The following is a 19,020-nucleotide window of genomic DNA, read 5'->3' on the forward strand; positions in this document are numbered from 1 at the left end:
TCGGATGCGGGGCTCGAGTTGTTATTATGACAGTCCTGATACCCGCCTGACACACAACCCGAGTCCGGACTCTCATCCCTCATGACGGCACACGACCCCGCCGCCCCGCCCGCGGGCCGCTGGCAGTTCTGGATCGACCGCGGCGGCACCTTCACCGACGTGGTGGCCCGCGACCCCGAGGGCCGGCTGCACACCCGCAAGCTGCTGTCCGAGAACCCGGAGCGCTACCGGGACGCGGCGCTCCAGGGAATCCGCGAGCTGCTGGGTGTGGCCGATGATGCGCCCATTCCGTCCGCGCGCATCGCGGCGGTGAAGATGGGCACCACGGTGGCCACCAACGCGCTGCTGGAGCGCAAGGGCGAGCCCACGGCGCTGGTGACCACCCGCGGCTTCCGCGATGCGCTCCGCATCGGCTACCAGAACCGCCCGGATCTCTTCGCCCTGGCCATCCGCCTGCCGGAGATGCTCTATCGGGAGGTGGTGGAGGTGGACGAGCGCGTGAGCGCCGAGGGCGAGATCCTGCTGGAGCTGGACGCCGGCGGCACCCGCGCGGCGCTGGAGGACCTCTTCGCCCGGGGTTTCCGCGCTCTCGCCATCGTCTTCATGCACGGCTACCGCTACCCCGCCCACGAGGCGGCGGTGGCGGGCATGGCGCGCGAAATCGGCTTTCCCCAGGTCTCGGTCAGCCACGAGGTGAGCCCGCTGATGAAGCTGGTGAGCCGCGGCGACACCACCGTGGTGGACGCCTACCTCTCCCCCATCCTGCGCCGCTACGTGGAGCGGGTGGCGGCCGAGCTGGGCGATGCCCGGCTGCTGTTCATGCAGTCCCACGGCGGGCTCACCGACGCCCACCGCTTCCAGGGCAAGGACGCCATCCTCTCCGGCCCCGCCGGCGGCGTGGTGGGGATGGCGCGCACCGCCGGGCTGGCCGGCCAGCGCCGGGTCATCGGCTTCGACATGGGCGGCACCTCCACCGATGTCAGCCACTACGACGGTGAGTACGAGCGCGCCTTCGAGACCGAGGTGGCGGGCGTGCGGCTGCGGGCGCCGATGATGCAGATCCATACCGTGGCCGCCGGCGGCGGCTCCATCCTCCACTTCGACGGCAGCCGCTTCCGGGTGGGACCCGACTCCGCCGGCGCCGCGCCCGGGCCCGCCTGCTACCGCCGCGGCGGCCCGCTCACGGTGACCGACTGCAACGTGATGCTGGGGCGCCTGCAGCCGGCCCACTTCCCGCGGGTCTTCGGTCCGGCGGCCGACCAGCCCCTGGACGGAGCGGTGGTGCGCGAGCGCTTCACCGCCCTGGCCGCGGAGATCGGCGCGGCCACCGGCGAGGCGCGCACCCCCGAGGAGGTGGCAGAGGGATTCCTGGCCATCGCCGTGGAGAACATGGCGCTGGCCATCAAGCAGATCTCCGTGGCCCGCGGCCACGACGTCAGCGGCTACCTGCTCAACTGCTTCGGCGGCGCCGGCGGCCAGCACGCCTGCCGGGTGGCCGACGCCCTGGGCATGAAGCGGGTGCTGCTGCACCCCTTCGCCGGGGTGCTCTCCGCCTACGGCATGGGGCTGGCGGACCTGCGGGTGCTGAAGGAGCAGGCGGTGGAGGCGGAGCTCACCCGGAACCTGCTGCCCGTGCTGGCGGCGGAGCTGGACCGGCTGGCCGCCGCCGCGGAGGCGGAGCTGGCCGGGCAGGGGGTGGCGCCGGAGGCGATCCGGGCGGTGCGCCGGCTGCACCTGCGCTACGCCGGCTCCGACAGCTCACTGCTGGTGGAGTTCGCCGACCTGCCCGCGATCCAGGCCGGGTTCGAGCGCGCCCACCGGCGCCAGTACGGCTTCGCGAGCCCCGAGAAGGCCGTCGTGGTGGAAGCGCTCCAGGTGGAGGCGGCCGGCGGCGGCGAGGCGGTCACCGGACCGGCGACTCCGGCCGCGGGCGGACGCGGGCCGGAGGCGCTGGCGCCCCTGGAAACGGTCGCCGCGGTCTTCGACGGCGAGACGCTGCAGACCCCGGTCCACGACCGCGGGCGGCTCCGGCCCGGGGACCGGCTGGCGGGCCCGGCCATCGTGGTGGAGCCCACCGCCACCACCGTGGTGGAGCCCGGCTGGGAGGGCGAGCTGACCCCCCGCGGCGACCTGCTGCTGACCCGGGTGGTGCCGCTGCCCGCGCGGGTGGCCATCGGCACCCGGGTGGACCCGGTGCTGCTGGAGATCTTCAACAACCTGTTCATGTCCATCGCCGAGCAGATGGGCGCGGTGCTGGAGAAGACCGCCCACTCGGTGAATATCAAGGAGCGGCGCGACTTCTCCTGCGCGCTCTTCGACGGTGCGGGCGAGCTCATCGCCAACGCCCCCCACGTGCCGGTGCACCTGGGTTCCATGAGCGAGAGCATCAAGAGCGTCATCCGCACCTTCGGCGGGCGCATGGGCCCGGGCGACGCCTACGTGCTCAACGCGCCCTACAACGGCGGCACCCACCTGCCCGATGTCACCGTGGTGCGGCCGGTATTCGGCGCCGCAGCGGGCGGCCCGCCGCTGTTCTACGTCGCCGCCCGCGGCCATCACGCCGACATCGGCGGCATCACCCCCGGCTCCATGCCGCCGGAGAGCCGCAGCGTGCTCGAGGAGGGCATCCTCATCGACCCGAGCCTGCTGGTCTCCCGCGGCCGCCTCCTCGAGGCGGAGATGCGGGAGTTGCTGGCCTCGGGCCCCTGGCCGGCCCGCAGCCCGGACCAGAATCTCGCCGACCTGAAGGCCCAGCTGGCCGCCTGCGAGAAGGGGGCGCAGGAGCTGGCGCGCATGGTCGGCCACTTCGGGCTCGAGGCGGTGCAGGCCTACATGGGCCACGTGCAGGACAATGCCGAGGAAAGCGTGCGCCGGGTGCTGGACGTGCTCCATGACGGCCGGTTCAGCTGCGCCATGGACGACGGCAGCACCATCCGGGTGGCGATCACCGTCGACCGCGCCGGGCGCACGGCGCGGGTGGATTTCACCGGCACCAGCCCCCAGCATCCGGGCAACTTCAACGCCCCGGTGGCGGTCACCAAGGCCGCGGTGCTCTACGTCTTCCGCTGCCTGGTGCAGGACGCCATCCCGCTCAATGCCGGCTGCCTGAAGCCGCTGGAGGTGCTGATCCCCGAGGCCTGCCTGCTCAACCCCGCCTACCCGGCGGCGGTGGTGGCGGGCAACGTGGAGACCTCCCAGTGCGTGGTGGACGCCCTGTTCGGGGCGCTGGGGGTGATGGCGGCCAGCCAGGGCACCATGAACAACCTCACCTTCGGCAACGCCAGCCACCAGTACTACGAGACCCTCTGCGGCGGGGCCGGCGCGGGGCCCGGTTTCGCCGGCGCCGCCGCTGTCCATACCCACATGACCAACTCCCGGCTCACCGACCCGGAGGTGCTGGAGTGGCGCTTCCCGGTGCTGCTGGACGCCTTCGCCCTGCGCGCGGGTTCCGGCGGCCGGGGGCGGCACCCGGGCGGCGACGGAGTGGTGCGGCGGCTGCGCTTCCGCGAGCCGATGACCGCCGCCCTCCTCACCGGCCGCCGGCGGGTGCCGCCCTACGGCCTGGCGGGCGGTGCCCCGGGCGCCTGCGGGCGCAACGCCGTGGAGCGTGCCGACGGCCGGCGGGAGGAGCTTCCCGGCTGCGTCCGGCTGGAGATGGAGCCCGGCGACACCCTGGTCATCGAAACGCCGGGCGGCGGCGGTTACGGCGCACCGGAGGCGAACCCGTGAGCCGCGACACCGGGACGCTGCTCGAAGCCTACGCCGAGCGTTTCATCAGCGCCTGGCTGGCCCGCCACGGCAGCCTGCCCGAGGCGGAGCACGATCCCGACTGGCCCTCTCCCTGCGAGCAGGGGGAGCCCGACTGGCACGGCTTCGTCTACTGGCGGCCGGTGGCCCAGTCCTCGGCACTGGACTGGAGCGGCCTGGAGACGGCCCTGGAAACCCCCGTCCACCCGGCGCTCAAGGCCTACTACGGCCGCTTCTGGTCCGGTCATCTCCCCGCCCGCCATGCCGAAGGGGGACTGGATCTCATCCAGCTCTGGAACCCCGCCGACTTCGAGCGCCTGGTGGAGAACCTGCTGGGACATGCCCTGGCCAGGCGCCGCGCCCGTCTCCCGCTGACCCTGTTCTTCGCCTGCACCGAGGACCCGGAACTGATCCTCAGCCTGCGCAACGACGACGGCAGCGTGGTGCTGGAGCGTCCCGCGCGCCCCTCCGGGCGCACCCTCGCCCCGGACCTGGCCACCTTCCTGGAGCAGCTGGAGCCGGACGTGGGCGCCGGGGATGCCGACCGGCACTGAACCAATCCCGCCCGCACCGGTCAAATCGTTGATTTGAAAATGTGTAACGGTCCTGACCCCAGGCCGTTGCATGGTGATAGTATTGGCAGTGTTGCGGTCGGCGCCCGCTCGCCGGGCGCCGACCGGAACCTGCCAGCGCGACGGCCGCTACCCTGCGGCCGCCCGTGCGATAGGAGCACCACCGTTTCCACCCGGCCGACGCCACCGGCGCCCGGCCGCCATGCCAGACGCCTGCCAGCCTATGCGGTACATGACCAACTTCATCTTCCGGGCGCTCCTGACCGCCCTGCTGCTGATCACCGCCACCCCGCCCCGGGCCTCGGTGGCGGCGGACGCCTATCTCGCTCCCACGCAGACCCAGCAGCAGGCGGCGGTCCTCATCACTCACCTGATGTCCAAGTACCACTACCGGCGAACACCGCTGGACGACCGGATCTCGGCGGCGATGCTGGATCGCTACCTGGAGAGCCTCGATCCCAACCGCAGCTACTTCCTGGCGGAGGACATCGCGGCGTTCGAGAAGTACCGCACCGAACTGGACGACAGCCTGCTGCGGGCCGACCTCTATCCGGCCTACATCATGTTCGAAATCTTCCGTGAACGGCTCAGGCAGCGCGTGGACCAGGCCTGCGCGCTGCTGCAGGAGGAGTTCGACTTCGATATGGAGGAGAGCTACCGCTTCGACCGCAGCGACGCCCCGTGGGCCCGCGACCGCGCGGAGCTCGATGCCCTCTGGCGCCAGCGGGTGAAGAACGACTTCCTCGGCCTGCGCCTGGCCGGCAAGGCCGACGCGGAGATCCGTGAAACCCTGCGCAAGCGCTACCGCCGGCTCGAGACCCGTACCGCCCAGATCAACGCCGGGGACGTCTTCCAGCGCTTCATGAACGCCTATACCGCGGCGGTGGAGCCCCATACCAGCTATTTCTCACCGCGCACCTCGGAGAATTTCCGCATCAACATGAGCCTGTCCCTGGAGGGCATCGGCGCGGTGCTGCAGAACGAGAACGAATACACCCTGGTCCGTCGCATCGTCCCCGGCGGACCGGCGGACAAGTGCGGACAGCTGCACCCGGGCGATCGCATCACCGGCGTGGGCCAGGGCGCCGCCGAGGAGATGGTGGACGTGGTGGGCTGGCGCCTGGACGACGTCGTGGACCTGATCCGCGGCCCCAAGAACACCCAGGTGCGCCTGCAGGTGCTGCCCAAGGATACCGGCCCCGACGGCCCGGCCCGCACCATCGGCCTGGTCCGCAACCGCATCGTCCTGGAGGAGCAGGCGGCGCAGAAATCGGTCATCGAGGTCAACACCGGCGCGGAGGCCCTGAAAGTGGGTGTCATCGACCTGCCCGCCTTCTATCTCGATTTCGAGGCCCGCGCCCGGGGCGACCAGGACTACCGCAGCACCAGCCGCGACGTGCGCCGACTGATCGGGGAGCTGCAGGCCGAAGGGGTGGACGGCATCATCATGGACCTGCGCGGCAACGGCGGGGGATCGCTGGTGGAGGCCACCGAGCTCACCGGGCTGTTCATACCCGAGGGGCCGGTGGTCCAGGTCCGCGACGCCGGCGGCCGGATCGAGGTGGAGAAGGATCCCGACCCCGGAGTGGCCTACTCGGGACCGCTGGCGGTACTGGTGGACGGCCACAGCGCCTCGGCCTCGGAGATCTTCGCCGGCGCCATCCAGGACTACCGGCGGGGGCTGGTCATCGGCGAGCCCACCTACGGCAAGGGCACGGTGCAGAGCATCATCGACCTGGATCGCATGATGGATCCTCCCGGCGAGGGACTCGGCCAGCTGAAGGTGACCGTGGCGCAGTTCTTCCGCGTCAGCGGCAGCAGCACCCAGCACCGGGGCGTCATGCCGGACATCCCCATGCCCGTCATCGCCGTGGACGATGACGAGCGGGAGAGCGGCAACGACAACGCCCTGCCCTGGGCGGAGGTCCGCCCGGTCCGCTACCACGCCGAGACGATCGGTCCGCAGCTCACCGAGGCCGTGCGACTGCGCCACCAGTCGCGCGTGGAGTCCAGCGAGGCGTTCCGCCTGCTGGCCGAGGCCCGGGACCGGCAGCGTGAGCTGGAAGCCGTCAAGACCGTCACCCTGAACGAGAAACACCGGCGCGCGGAGCAGGAAGCCCGCAAGCAGGAGCGCCTGGCCCGTGAGAACCGCCTGCGCGCCGTCGTCGGCCTCCCGCCCCGGGACTCCGAGCCGGAGGAGTGGACCGAGGAGAACGCGGTGGTGGAGGAGGAGAAGAAGGAGGATCCGCGCCTGGACGTGGTGCTGCAGGAATCCGCCCGGGTGCTCGCGGACCTGGTGGAACTGGCGCAGGTGCCGCCGTCCCGGGTGCGCACAGCCGGCAACGGCAAGGACATCCTGCCCGACTGACCGCGGGCGGACGTCCCCGGCGGCTGCCTGCGCAGCCGCCGGGCGCTCACTTCAGGCCGGCGTGCGCAACCGCCAGCCAGGCCCGCGTTTCCGGCAGGAAGTGGGCCAGCCCCTCCAGAACACCGGCGCTGTAGTTGCCGTTGAGTCCCAGAAAACCGCCCTCCGCGACATACAGACGCGCCTCCAGCCCCTGCGCCGCCAGGCTCCCGCGCGCCTCCGCCACCACATCCGGGAAGGCGTTGCGCACCAGCACCGACTGTACCCCGCTGGTGACCACCGGGAGATCGTTGCCGCTGTCCCCGGCAAAGACCAGCCGCCGTTCGGGAATACCGAGTCGCCGGTGCAGGAACCGCACCGCGTGCAGCTTGGTGGCCCCCGCCGGCAGCACGTCCACCAGTGCGGTGCGGCCCTCCTCGTCGATGCTCCAGATCAGGCTGGCGCGGATTCCGAGGGGTTCCAGTCGCTCGCGCATCTCCGCCAGGAGCAGGTCCCGATCCTCATCCTCCGGTGCGTAGTAGCTGAGCTTGAAGGTGTTCTGCTTCTCCGGCTCCTGCGGCGTCAGGGTCTCCAGTTCGGCCAGGCACTCCGCCAGCGCCTCCCGACCCAGGCCGCTCCAATCCGGCGCAATCTCCTCCGCCCAGGCCGCCGATGGCCGCCAGCTCTCTCCCTCCACGGTATAGAGGGTGGTTCCCACATCGCCGATGGCGAAATCGGGCGCCGGCAGGTCGTAGTCCCGGATCGCTTCCCGGAGCAGCCCCAGGTCGCGGCCGCTGACATAGGCGATGCGCACTTCCGGCCGCCGCGCCAGGGCCCGCAACAAAGGTCGGGCCAGGGGTGACTCGGGCTGGCTGCCGTTGGGAAGGAGGGTGCGATCCAGATCGCTGCACAACAGGAGAGGTTCGGACATGGCGCGACTCCGCGTCAGGGTTGCCGGGCGGACTCCCGCCCTCGCGAGTGGAACCGTCTCCCCGTATCCGCGCCCATCCCGCGGGTACCCGGTCCGGCTACGTTCCGCGGAACCGGCGCGGGGACAGGGGGTGGTGACCGGTGCCCAGTGTAGCAATGACAGGACACGAAATGTTTAACGCTTCGTTAAACCATAACCGGGCTCGGGTTTAACGAAGCGTTTCCGAAGCTCCGAAACAGGGCATTTTTTATATTGTATTTCAATATGTTATGTCATGGCATAGGCATTGCAGGTCTCAATCCAGACCCGCTGGAGAACCAAGGAGCCAACCATGACCGCAGCCGCCCTGAACCTGCCCGACTGGAGCCGTACCGGTCCGCTGACGCAAAACCGGCAGTGCCTGTTCGAGGCGCTGGTCCAGGCCCACGCCCGCGACCTGCATCGCTACGCCCTGTGGCTCTGCCACTGCCCCGACACCGCCCAGGACCTGGTGCAGGATACCCTCCTGCGCGCCTGGCGCGCCCTGGACAACCTGCGCGACATCGACTCCGCCCGTCCCTGGCTGCTCACCATCCTGCGCCGCGAAAACGCGCGCCGCTTCGAGCGGCCCTGCCTGGAAATCTCCGACCCGGACATCCAGGCCTCCGCTCCCAGCGTCGATTGCGATACCCGCATCGAGGCGCTGGTGCTGCGCAATGCCCTCGCCCGTCTGGCGCCGGAGTACCGGGAGCCGCTGCTGATGCAGGTTCTGGAGGGTTTGAGCTATGCCGAGATCGCCACGCGGATGGAATTGAGCGAGGCGGCCGTGACCACCCGCCTGCACCGGGCCCGGCGCAAGCTGCTCGAACTGCTCGGTGAAGCCTGAGCACCGGCGACGACATCCCCCGGAGGCGCACTCCCATGACCCGCAATCTCCTCATCGTCGAAGACAACCCCGCCCTGGGCGTGATGCTCGGCTGGCAGCTGGAGGCCCAGGGATGGATCGTCCGCATCGCCCACGACTGCCGCGAGGCACTGGCGGCCATGCAGCGCGGACCCTATCGCCTGGTGCTGTTCGACTACCATCTGCCCGACGGCAACGGTCTGGACCTGTTCCGGCGCCTGCGCGGGCTGCAGCCCGGGCTCGAGGGTGTGCTGATGACCGGCGACCGCAGTGTGGAGCCGGCCGTGGAGACCATGGACGCCGGCGTGCGGGGAGTCCTGCGCAAGCCGGTGTGGACCGCGCAACTCGCCGCGTTGATGACCCGCATCCTGGATGGCCGCTACACGCCGGACAACCCCGGCCGGACCAGCCCGGCGGGCCGGGCTTCCGGATGAAGGTTGCGGTATAACTAACCGCACGGCCCGTTGGAGCGACACATGCCCAAGAATCTGTCCAGAGCCCTGGTCCTGCTGGTGGTCGCGGCGCTCATTGCCGCCTTCCTGATCCTGGATCTCCAGCACTACCTGAGCCTGGACTACCTCAAGCAGCAGCAGGAGGCGTTCGAGGCGTTCCGCTCCCGGCACCCGGCGGCCAGCGTGGCCCTGTTCGCCGGCATCTACATCCTGGTCACGGCGCTCTCCCTTCCCGGCGCGGCGGTGATGACCCTCGCCGGCGCCGCCCTGCTCGGCTTCTGGACCGCCCTGGTGGTGGTCTCCATCGCCAGCACCATCGGCGCGACACTCGCCTTCATCGTGGCGCGCTTCCTGCTGCACGACGCGGTCCAGTCGCGCTTCGGCGACAAGCTGAAGGCCATCAACGAGGGGATCCGCCATGACGGCGCCTTCTATCTCTTCGGTCTGCGCCTGGTGCCCGTCTTTCCCTTCTTCGTCATCAACCTGGTGATGGGGCTGACCCCCATCCGCACCCGCACCTTCTACTGGGTCAGCCAGCTGGGGATGCTCCCGGGCACCATCGTCTACGTCAACGCCGGCACGGCGCTCGGCAGGGTGGAGTCGGCCGGCGACATCCTCTCGCCGGGCCTGCTGCTCTCCTTCACCCTCCTCGGCCTGTTCCCGCTCATCGCCAAGTGGCTGCTCGGGGCCTTCAAGCGCCGCCGCGCCCTGGCCGGCTGGCCCCGGCCGTCCCGCTTCGATTACAACCTGCTGGTCATCGGCGGCGGCTCGGCGGGCCTGGTGAGCGCCTATATCGCCGCGACGGTGAAGGCCCGGGTGGCGCTGGTGGAACGGCACCGCATGGGCGGCGACTGCCTCAACACCGGCTGCGTGCCCAGCAAGACCCTCATCCGCACCGCGCGCGTGCTCGACGAGATCCGCCGCGCTCCCGAGTTCGGGCTGCGCGAGACCCGGGCGGAATTCGACTTCGCCGAGGTGATGGAGCGGGTCCGGAGCAAGATACGCCAGGTGGCGCCCCACGACTCGGCGGAGCGCTACACGGCGCTGGGCGTGGAGTGCATCCGCGGCGATGCGCGCCTGACCGGACCCTGGAGCGTGGAGGTGGACGGCCGTCCCCTGACCGCCCGCCGGATCATCATCGCCACCGGCGCCCGCCCCGCCGTGCCGAACCTGCCGGGCCTGAGGGACACCGATTTCCTCACCTCCGACTCCGTCTGGGACCTGCGCGAACGCCCCCGGCGACTGGTGGTCCTGGGCGGCGGCCCCATCGGCTGCGAGCTGGCCCAGGCCTTCGCGCGGCTGGGGAGCCACGTGACCCTGGTGCAGCGCGGCCCGCGCCTGCTGCCGAAGGAGGATGCGGACGCCGCCGCAGCGGTGGCCGGACGCTTCGAGCGCGAGGGCGTCACCGTGCTCACCGGTCACGCCGCCCAGCGGGTGGACGCGGTGCGGAAAGTGCTCCTCTGCCGCCGGGGCGAGGCCGAGGTGGAGGTTCCCTTCGACCGCCTGCTGGTCGCCCTGGGGCGCACGCCCAACACCGCCGGGCTGGGGCTGGAGGCCCTGGGAGTGGAGTTGGCGCCGAACGGCGCCCTGCGCCCGGACGCCTTCATGCAGAGCAGCCTGCCCACCCTCTACTGCGCGGGCGACGTGGCCGGGCGCTGGCAGTTCACCCACACCGCCGCCCACCAGGCGTGGTACGCCGCGGTGAACGCCCTGTTCGGCGGACTCAAACGCTTCCGCCTGGACGACCGGGTGATTCCCTGGGCCACCTACACCGACCCGGAGGTGGGGCGCGTGGGGCTCAACGAGCAGGAGGCCCGCGAGCGGGGCATCCCGGTGGAGGTGACCACCTTCCACCTGGACGACCTGGATCGGGCCATCGTGGATTCGGAGGCGCAGGGCTTCGTGAAGGTGCTCACCAAGCCCGGTTCGGACCGTATTCTCGGCGCCACCATCGTCGGCGCCCATGCCGGCGAGCTGATTGCCGAGTTCGTGCTGGCCATGAAGCACAACCTGGGACTCGGCAAAATCCTCGGCACCATCCACGTCTACCCGACCCTGATGGAGGCCAACAAGTACGCCGCCGGCGCCTGGAAGCGGGCCCACGCCCCGGAGCGCGCCCTGCGCTGGCTGGAACGCTACCACCGCTGGCGCCGCGGCGGTTCCGCGGCGCAGGCGCCACCCCGGCCGGCTGGACCGGATCAGCGGCCGCGTTGAGCCGCTGGGGCCGCGCGGCCGCCGGCCCGCAGTGCCTCAGAAGTAGCGCAGATAGAGGTAGGCCGTGCTGATGAGGATGGAGAAGAGCATCAGCGGAAAGGCCATCAGCATGAAGGGCACGAAGCGGATGGGGTGCCCCGCCCGCTCGGCGAAGCCGGCCACCACCAGGTTCGCGCTCGCCCCCACCAGGGTGCCGTTGCCGCCGAGACAGGCGCCCAGCGCCAGGGACCACCACAGCGGCAGCAGCTCCTCGTGGCCGCCGAAGGTCGCCGCCATGGACTTGATGATCGGGATCATGGTGGCCACGAAGGGGATGTTGTCCACCACCGCCGAGGCCAGGGCGGAAACCCACAGGATCGCCATGGCGGTGGTCTGGGGCACCCCCCCGGTCAGCGCCACCACCTGCTCCGCCAGCAGCCTGAGCAGCCCGGTGGAGTCCACCGCGTGGACCACCACGAACAGCCCCATGAAAAAGAACAGGGTCACCCACTCCACCTGGGAGAAGGCGGAGTGGACCCGGTGGGTCTGCTCCTCGGCCTTCACGCCGATGTTGGTGACCAGCAGCAGCACCGCCGCCCCGAACATGGCGATGCTCGCAGGCTCCTGGCCGATGGAGTGGGACAGCACGAACCCGATGATCACCAGCGCCAGCACCGCCAGCGCCTGGCGCAGCAGCCGCGGGTCGGTGATGGCCTTGCCCTCGTCGAAGTCCATCACCCGCTGGCGGTTCGCCTCGGAGGTGTGCAGCCGGCGCCCCCAGATGAGGTAGATGGGTACCATCGACGCCACCAGGATGATGGGCACGACGGGCGCCAGGTTCCACAGGAAGTCGTTGAAGGTGAGCCGCACCGCCGAGCCGATCATGATGTTCGGCGGATCGCCGATGAGGGTGGCGGTGCCGCCGATGTTGGAGGCGAGAATCTCGCTGAACAGGAAGGGATAGGCCGGAACCTCCAGCTCCTCGGTGATGAGCAGGGTGACCGGGGCGATGAGCAGCACGGTGGTCACGTTGTCCAGCAGCGCGGACAGGATCGCGGTCACCACGGTCAGCATCACCAGGATGCCCCAGGGGCGGCCGTTCACCCGTTTCGCCGACCAGATGGCCAGGTACTGGAAGATCCCCGACTTGCTGGTGATGGCCACGATCACCATCATCCCCGTGAGCAGCCCGAGGGTGTTGAAGTCCACCCCGCGCAGTGCCGCCTCCTGGGTGAGGACGCCGCCGAAGATCATCAGGCCCGCCGCGGTCAGCGCCACGATGGCCCGGTTGATGCGCTCGGTCATGATCACCACGTAGGTGAGGAAGAACACCACCGCCGCGAACCACTGCGGGTCGAGACCGAAGACGACCGTCGTCGCCATGTCACTGCCGGGCGTCATCTTGTGTACTCCGTCTCTCTTGGAGGTACGTTCAGAGCCCCCCGAAAGCACCAGGACAAGGCGCAGTGCACAGGCAATGGTTGTTCCCTTGTCAAGCGCTGCAACGCCGTCATGGCGCTTTCGGGGGGCTCCCTGCGGGCGAGCCGCTGGCCGGCCATCTGCGGCGTTGCGCTTGCTTGAAAGGGGGCCTGCCATTCCTGCGCAAGCGCGCCTTGCATCTGACCGGCCAGCGACTCGCTGAATGGGCCTCCAAGAGTGGTGCAGTACACTAGCAGAGCCCTCCGGCCACCTTCCGCAATACCTCCCAGTAGGAGATCACACCCAGCAGCTGCCTGCTCCCGCGATCCACCACCGCGAGGCTGCTGCGGGTCTGGTAGAGTATCAGCAGGGTCTCCATCAGCAGCGTGTCCGGGTGCACCACCCGGACCGTGGTGTCCATGTACTTGCTGACCGGATCGGCGGCCACCGCCCGCAGCCGGGCGGACATCTGCTCCAGGGTGTCGGAGACGTAGGGCGCGCTCTCCAGCCCGTGCTCCAGGGTCACGGCCCGGGGCAGCGAGAGGCGCAGCAGGCAGCCGATGCCGAACGCCCCCAGGTGGCGCCCATCCTCGTCCACCACCTGCAGGTTGCGGTAGCGCCGCTGCATGATGTGGGATGCCGCCACCGCGACGGTATCCGTTTCCTTGAGCACCACCGGCTGGGTATTCATGACGGCGCTGGCCGTCATGGGTACGCTGTGGGCATTCATGGGACCCCTCCCGGGCAGGGGGCGGCAATCGCCCCGGCGATCGTGCACCGATTCACGCGCCCGCCGTTGCCGTCCCCGGCGTGCGGGCCTCCGCGCCTATGTGTATCACAGACGACCGCGCGCAGGCAGCCGCCGATGCATCGGGGCGGCCGCCTGCGTGCCGCCGGGAGGGAGGGGGAATTGCGTTGCGGAGCCGCCACCGGAATCGTGCGCGTGCGCTGCGCCGCCAGCGGCGGTGGCCGCAGAAGCCGGCGCGGGCTGATGACCGGGGATTGGGCGGCCTGGCGTGGAGTGTCGGGACCGCGGGAGAGGGCAACCGGCATCTTTCATCCCGGGAGCGGGACCCGATCGGTGTCAACCCACGGCCCGGGTTGGGGAAGCGGCGGGCCCCCGGCCCGCCGCTTCCCGGGCGGGCCTACTGCCGGGCCTTGACCTTGTCCACGTAGGCCAGGGCCTCCTTGTGGTCCGGCTTGAGCTCCAGCGTCTTGTTCCACAGGGTCAGGGCGCTGTCCATCAGCTCCCGCTCGTACAGGGACAGGGCCATCCGGTGGTAGCGATCGGCGAGCTGAGCGTTGACGTTGGCCAGCTGGGTCCTGGCGGCGGCATGGTCCGGCTGCTGGGCGAGCACCTGCTCGAAGGTGGCGGCGGCATCATCGAGCTTGCCGTCCTGCAGCTGGGCCAGGCCCTGCTGGTAGAGCTGCCCGGCCCGCGCCGCGCCGCTCAGCGCCATGTAGCGCTGCGCCACCTCGGCATTGGTCCGATCCAGGACCAGCGCCTTCTGCAGCAGCGCCTGGGCGCCCTGGACGTCACCGGAGGCGGCCAGGGCATCGGCCTGTTCGCTGTAGCAGCCCACCAGCCGCTCGCGGTCGGAGGCGGTCGGTGACTGCGCCATGCGCTGCTCGAGTTCCGGAATCCCGGCCGCGCAACCCTTGCCCGGCGTAGCGGCTGCGGCCGCTTTCGGAGCCGTCACCGCCGCCGGTGCCGCCGCCTTCTTCGCAGCCGCCGGCGCGGCCGGCGCCTTGCCGGGGATGCGGAGCGTCTGCCCGGCCATGAGCCGCCCCGGATTGTCGAGCTGGTTGTAGCGGGCCAGGATGACGAACTTGTAGCGGTCGCCGAGATGCCGCCTGGCGAGCCGGGACAGCGAGTCGCCCGGCTGAATCGTGTAGCTGAAGTGCTCGCTGCCCAGGTCCTGCTCGGGATCGGCATCCAGCTGCGCCAGCAGGCTGGCCGCCCCCCAGTGGCCGGGCTCCAGCGCCAGAACGGCCTCGAGATCGGGACGCGCAGCCTCGTACTGGCCGGCCTGGAGCTGCTTCAGGGCGCGGTCGAGATGCTGGGAGGCATCCAGGCCCGAGGTGTCGGCCGCGGTCGCCTGGGTGGCTTCCGCGGGGGCCTGCGCGGTCTTGTCGGCCGCGGGCTGGAGGACCGCGCAGGCGCTCAGCGAGAGAACGAACGTGGTGACGATGACTGGATTTCGAAGACGCATGATCCGGGTTCCCTGGTTGGGGCGCCGGTCAGGGCGGTTCGGCGGCCGATGTGGGGGCTTCCGGTTCTTCGGTCTGGATTGCCTCGCCCGCGCGCACACCCGGCCCGAGGACAGTGGACGCCCCCCGGTACGGCGCTGCGGGCCTGCTCACGCAGCCCCCTGGTACACCTCGCCCGCTGCGCACATTCCGGACTGGACATCCGCCGTTGCATCCGCGCCGAATTTCCGGAAGCCCCCAGCCTGCCAAATGCCGGGACCTGGCGCGTCAAATGTCAAAATATGTGACGGAGTTCACATTTAATCCCTTTTCCAGCCCAACAACAATTGATGTGGATCAACGTCTGCAATGCCCCCCCCCTTGCCCTCCGCCCCGCCGGCGCGGCCCCCCGCCTTTCTATACTCAGGGAGGAAAAACCGGGAGCCTGCCGCCAGGGGGGACACAGATGCGGGAACGGGAACGCTATCGGATAGAGCGGGACAGCCTCGGCGAGGTCCGGGTGCCGGAAGAGGCCCTCTACGGCGCGCAGACCCAGCGCGCCGTGGAGAACTTTCCCCTCGGCGATCGGGCCCTGCCGCCCCGCTTCATCCATGCCCTGGGGCTCATCAAGGCCGCCGCGGCACGGGCCAACGCCGCCCTCGGCCGGCTCGAACCGGAGCGGGCGGCGGCCATCGCGGAGGCGGCCGAGGCGGTGGCGCGGGGCGAGCACGATCACCACTTTCCCGTGAGCGTGTTCCAGACCGGATCCGGCACCAGCAGCAACATGAACGCCAACGAGGTGATTGCCAGCCTCGCCGGGCGGCGCCTGGGTGGCCCGGTGCACCCCAACGACGAGGTGAACCGGGGCCAGAGCAGCAACGACGTCATTCCCACCGCCATCCACCTCGGCGCGGCCCTCGCGCTCCGGCAGCTGCTGCTGCCGGCCCTGGCGGAGCTGGCGGCGGGCGTGGAGCGGCGCGCCGGGGAGCTGGCCGGGGTGGTGAAGACCGGGCGCACCCACCTGATGGACGCGCTGCCCCTCTCCCTGGGCCAGGAGCTTGGCGCCTGGGCCCAGCTGGTGCGTGCCGACATGGCGCGGTTCGAGGGCATCATGCCGCGGCTCCTGCTGATCGCCCAGGGCGGCACGGCCGTGGGCACCGGGCTCAACGCCCACCCCGGCTTCGCGCGGCAATTCGCCGGGGAGCTGGCCCGCGCCACCGGGCTGCCCTTCCAGCCCGCCGCCGACGCCTTTGCGGCCATCTCCAGCCAGGACACGGCCGTGGAGCTCAGCGGCCTGCTGCGGGTGGCCTCCACCACCCTGGGCAAGATCGCCGAGGACCTGCGCTGGATGAACAGCGGGCCGCTGGCCGGACTGGGGGAGATCCGGCTGCCGGCCCTGCAACCCGGCAGCAGCATCATGCCCGGCAAGGTGAACCCCGTGATCCCGGAGGCGGTGCTGATGGCCTGCATCCAGGTGGCGGGCCGCGACCACGCCGTGGCCCTGGCCGGCCGCTCGGGCAACTTCCAGCTCAACACCATGCTGCCGCTCATCGCCGACAACCTGCTGCGGAGCATCGAGCTGCTCGCCGGCGCCGCCCGCCTGCTGGCGGAGAAGGCCATCGCCGGCTTCACCGTCGACCGGGAGCGCCTGGAGGCGGCGCTGGCCCGCAACCCCATCCTGGTCACCGCCCTGAACGAGCGCCTCGGCTACGAACAGGGCGCCGCCATCGCCAGGCGCGCCTACGCGGAAAAACGCCCCGTCCTGGACGTGGCCGCCGAGATGACAGACATTCCCCGCGACGAGCTCGCCCGCCTGCTCGATCCCGGGGCGTTGACCGGGACGCGGGTTGAAAAGGAAAAGGATGAATAGACAGGATTTACAGGATCAACAGGATTCCCGGACGGGAGCTGCCAACCGAGGGCTGCTCGGGTAGTGCCGGTGGTCATTGACGCCCGCCGAAGGCCCGTGCGGGAAAAATGATGCCGCACGGACCAGATACCAGTTGCCGGTTCACCAAACAGCCTTAGTCAGACTAACCGGTCACGCCTGATCTCTCAGCGTCCCACCGCGGGCGGTTCGGGCTGGGGATTGAACCCCCTCAGCGATCCGGGCGAGGCTGGCTGCATGGGCGCCTGCTGCGCCGGCGCCATCCGGGTGGCCGGCGCCGCGGGTTGCATGGCGGGCTGGCGGAAGTCGGCGCCGGGCCGCATCCTTCCGTCATCGCCCGGATCTATCGCCTTCGTACCGATGGCGGGCCCACCCTTCCCGTCATCGCCCGGATCGATAGAGTGCTCGTCGAGCGGCTCCATCGATATGGGTCGCCCGACGTCGCCCGGCTGCATGAGGAGCGCATCGGCGCCGACGTCCCGGCCCTGGACCGGCTCGTCGTCTTCAGGGTCCTGGGCCTGGGTGACCTGGGGACCCAGCGTGAGCATCAGGCATGCTGCCAGGCAGAGGATTGGTCGCATTTTCGGGAACGTGTTCATGGCCCCCTCCTGTGGTTCCCGTTCTCAGGTCGAGTACGGTTTGCAAGGCTCTCTTTCAATGAGTGATCTATAGCCCCGATCCGGTGAATTTTCATTGATTTGGGGCAGTCCCGGATGGCCCTGTTCCGGACATGGCCGTGGCGCTCTTTCCGTTCGACCGCGACCCCGCCTTCGGGGACCAATCCTGCGCCTTCCCTGCCGGACGGCGATCGGTGCTTTTCCATATCGGCCGGTTCGTCTAACATCAAACCGAGTCTGGAAAAAGTCATCCGGGAAGTGTTCCTGTGACCACGCCATGGATCCGGCACGAGTTTCATGCCGGTCCCCATGCAACGCCGGCCTTCGTACGGATCCACGGTGGGGACCGGGACAACCGCATTCAGCGTCAACCCGCCGGGCACCCGAATCCGGCGGCGGGCGCCGGATCAGCCGGAGGAGACGGTATGGGGGGAGCGGCTGGAACACGGCGTGTCGCGGCGGTGGCCGCCGGCCTCGTGATGCTGGCGGGTGCCGCGTCGCCTGGCTTCGCGCAGCAGCGCATCAAGCTCGAGGATTTTCTCGCCTCACCGGCCGCCAGCGCCTTCAAGGCACAGGATTTCACGGCGGCGCTCGACGGTTTCCGGAACCTGTTGTCCACCTATCCCGACGACCCCCTGGTGCTGCGCTACATCGGCATCACGCTCGACCGGTTGAAGCGTTACGACGAAGCGGTCGCGGCCTTCGGCGAGGCCCTGCGCGTGGCGCCCGGGGATCCCGCCATCCTCTTCTTCCTCGGAGTCAGCGAGTACAACCGGGCTGGCTTCGGGGCCGCGGAAGAAGCCTTCGCCGCGGTTGCCGCCGAGGCGCCCGACACGGACTACGGCGCGCGCGCCCGCGAGTTTCTCGCCGCCCTCACGGCCAACACGGCCTCCCGGACCGCGCCGGCGGCGCGGAAGCCCTGGGACGCCTACGCGCAGTTCGGCCTGCAGTATGACGACAACGTGGGGGCGGCACCCGACGGCACCGACGACCGCGACAGCCTCGGCAGTTTCGAGTACCTGAGCTTCGGCTACAACCTGGTCAACGACGACGAATGGGTGCTGCGCGCGGAAGCCAGCGGCTACTTCTCGCAGCATTGGCAGCACGGTTTCGACAGCCAGGACGTCCAGTTCATCGAGGCTGCGGCATCCCTCGACCACGCGGCCGCGCTGGGCGGGGTTTCGGTGGTGCCGTCGCTGCGCTACGGCCTGACCGGCACCTACCTCGAAGGTGATGAACTCGTTATCGGGCACCGGCTCGCCGTTGCCGCCGACATCGGCTGGACCAGCAGCCTGAAAACGGACCTGTTCTATCGCGCCGCCATCGACGACTACGAGGACGAGGGCTTCCAGCCCGTGGTGACCTCGCGGGACGGTGTGACCCACGAAGCGGGTGTCACCCAGTACTTCCTGTTCGAGACCTTTGGCCGCGAATCCAGGCTCTCCCTGGGCTACCGGTACAAGCATCGCGATGCGGACGGTATGAACCATGACTCGCGCACCCACACGGTCAGCGCCGGCCTCTCGCTCGCGTTGCCGGAGGCATTCACCCTGGAGTTCTCCGGCTATGTGGGCCGGGACGAATATCCGGACTTCCAGGGCAACCAGGGCGAGCGCGAGACCGACATTCGTGGCGGCTCGATCGCGCTCTCGCGGCCGATCAGCGACCGGCTCAGTGCCAGCCTCTCCTACAGCCATCGAAGAGAGGATTCGAACTACACGATCCTGGATTACGACAGGAACATCGTGACCTTCGTCCTCGGATACAGCTTCTAGGGAATCACC

Annotated in this window: 13 protein-coding genes; 8 read left to right on the forward strand and 5 right to left on the reverse strand. The window is 70.0% G+C overall.

Features of this window, described 5'->3' with window-relative positions; translation table 11 throughout:
• Positions 1–81: 81 nt before the first annotated feature.
• The 3 genes from DFQ59_RS14845 (at position 82) to DFQ59_RS14855 (ending at position 6,687) form a co-directional block, all read left to right on the forward strand.
• Complete coding sequence (locus DFQ59_RS14845; RefSeq protein ID WP_114280503.1) at positions 82–3,729, forward strand: hydantoinase B/oxoprolinase family protein; 3,648 nt, start codon at positions 82–84, stop codon at positions 3,727–3,729.
• Entirely contained in the window at positions 3,726–4,301 is a 576-nt protein-coding gene (gene syd, locus DFQ59_RS19910; RefSeq protein ID WP_170142178.1) for a SecY-interacting protein, read from the forward strand. Before DFQ59_RS14845 ends, syd begins: the two co-directional genes overlap by 4 nt.
• 250 nt (positions 4,302–4,551) lie before the next feature.
• Entirely contained in the window at positions 4,552–6,687 is a 2,136-nt protein-coding gene (locus DFQ59_RS14855) for a carboxy terminal-processing peptidase (protein ID WP_114280553.1), read from the forward strand.
• Positions 6,688–6,733: 46 nt separating this feature from the next.
• Here the strand turns inward: DFQ59_RS14855 and DFQ59_RS14860 are convergent, their stop codons facing one another.
• Positions 6,734–7,594, reverse strand: a complete 861-nt coding sequence (locus tag DFQ59_RS14860) for an HAD-IIB family hydrolase (protein ID WP_114280505.1) — start codon at positions 7,592–7,594, stop codon at positions 6,734–6,736.
• 331 nt (positions 7,595–7,925) lie between these two features.
• Between DFQ59_RS14860 and DFQ59_RS14865 the strand changes: the two genes are divergently transcribed.
• The 3 genes from DFQ59_RS14865 to DFQ59_RS14875 are packed head-to-tail and all read left to right on the forward strand — an operon-like array spanning position 7,926 to position 11,143.
• On the forward strand, positions 7,926–8,459 hold the full coding sequence (locus DFQ59_RS14865; RefSeq protein WP_114280506.1) for a sigma-70 family RNA polymerase sigma factor: 534 nt from the start codon (positions 7,926–7,928) through the stop codon (positions 8,457–8,459).
• 35 nt (positions 8,460–8,494) lie between these two features.
• Positions 8,495–8,911: a response regulator transcription factor gene (locus DFQ59_RS14870; RefSeq protein WP_114280507.1), complete on the forward strand. Its 417-nt coding sequence runs from the start codon at positions 8,495–8,497 to the stop codon at positions 8,909–8,911.
• Between the two features lie 42 nt (positions 8,912–8,953).
• Positions 8,954–11,143, forward strand: coding sequence for an FAD-dependent oxidoreductase (locus DFQ59_RS14875; protein ID WP_114280508.1), 2,190 nt, complete (start codon positions 8,954–8,956; stop codon positions 11,141–11,143).
• A gap of 36 nt (positions 11,144–11,179) precedes the next feature.
• On the opposite strand, the gene DFQ59_RS14880 is transcribed toward DFQ59_RS14875, so the two are convergent.
• The 3 genes from DFQ59_RS14880 to DFQ59_RS14890 all read right to left on the reverse strand — a co-directional run bounded on the left by DFQ59_RS14880 (position 11,180) and on the right by DFQ59_RS14890 (position 14,754).
• Positions 11,180–12,523: an ArsB/NhaD family transporter gene (locus DFQ59_RS14880; protein ID WP_211314957.1), complete on the reverse strand. Its 1,344-nt coding sequence runs from the start codon at positions 12,521–12,523 to the stop codon at positions 11,180–11,182.
• A 268-nt stretch (positions 12,524–12,791) separates the two neighbouring features.
• On the reverse strand, positions 12,792–13,271 hold the full coding sequence (locus DFQ59_RS14885; RefSeq protein ID WP_114280509.1) for a CBS domain-containing protein: 480 nt from the start codon (positions 13,269–13,271) through the stop codon (positions 12,792–12,794).
• Between the two features lie 415 nt (positions 13,272–13,686).
• Positions 13,687–14,754 (reverse strand): LysM peptidoglycan-binding domain-containing protein, encoded by a 1,068-nt coding sequence (locus DFQ59_RS14890; RefSeq protein ID WP_114280510.1) that lies wholly within the window; start codon positions 14,752–14,754, stop codon positions 13,687–13,689.
• A 443-nt stretch (positions 14,755–15,197) separates the two neighbouring features.
• Between DFQ59_RS14890 and DFQ59_RS14895 the strand changes: the two genes are divergently transcribed.
• The gene (locus DFQ59_RS14895; RefSeq protein WP_114280511.1) at positions 15,198–16,601 is read left to right on the forward strand and encodes a class II fumarate hydratase; all 1,404 of its coding nucleotides are present in this window, start codon (positions 15,198–15,200) and stop codon (positions 16,599–16,601) included.
• Between the two features lie 185 nt (positions 16,602–16,786).
• Here the strand turns inward: DFQ59_RS14895 and DFQ59_RS14900 are convergent, their stop codons facing one another.
• Entirely contained in the window at positions 16,787–17,200 is a 414-nt protein-coding gene (locus DFQ59_RS14900) for a hypothetical protein (protein WP_147275263.1), read from the reverse strand.
• A 461-nt stretch (positions 17,201–17,661) separates the two neighbouring features.
• Here DFQ59_RS14900 and DFQ59_RS14905 point away from each other — a divergent pair, with 461 nt between their 5' ends.
• Positions 17,662–19,011 (forward strand): tetratricopeptide repeat protein, encoded by a 1,350-nt coding sequence (locus DFQ59_RS14905; protein WP_114280513.1) that lies wholly within the window; start codon positions 17,662–17,664, stop codon positions 19,009–19,011.
• Positions 19,012–19,020: the final 9 nt, after the last annotated feature.

It is taken from the genome of Thioalbus denitrificans, assembly GCF_003337735.1.
Classification (GTDB): Bacteria; Pseudomonadota; Gammaproteobacteria; order DSM-26407; family DSM-26407; genus Thioalbus; species Thioalbus denitrificans.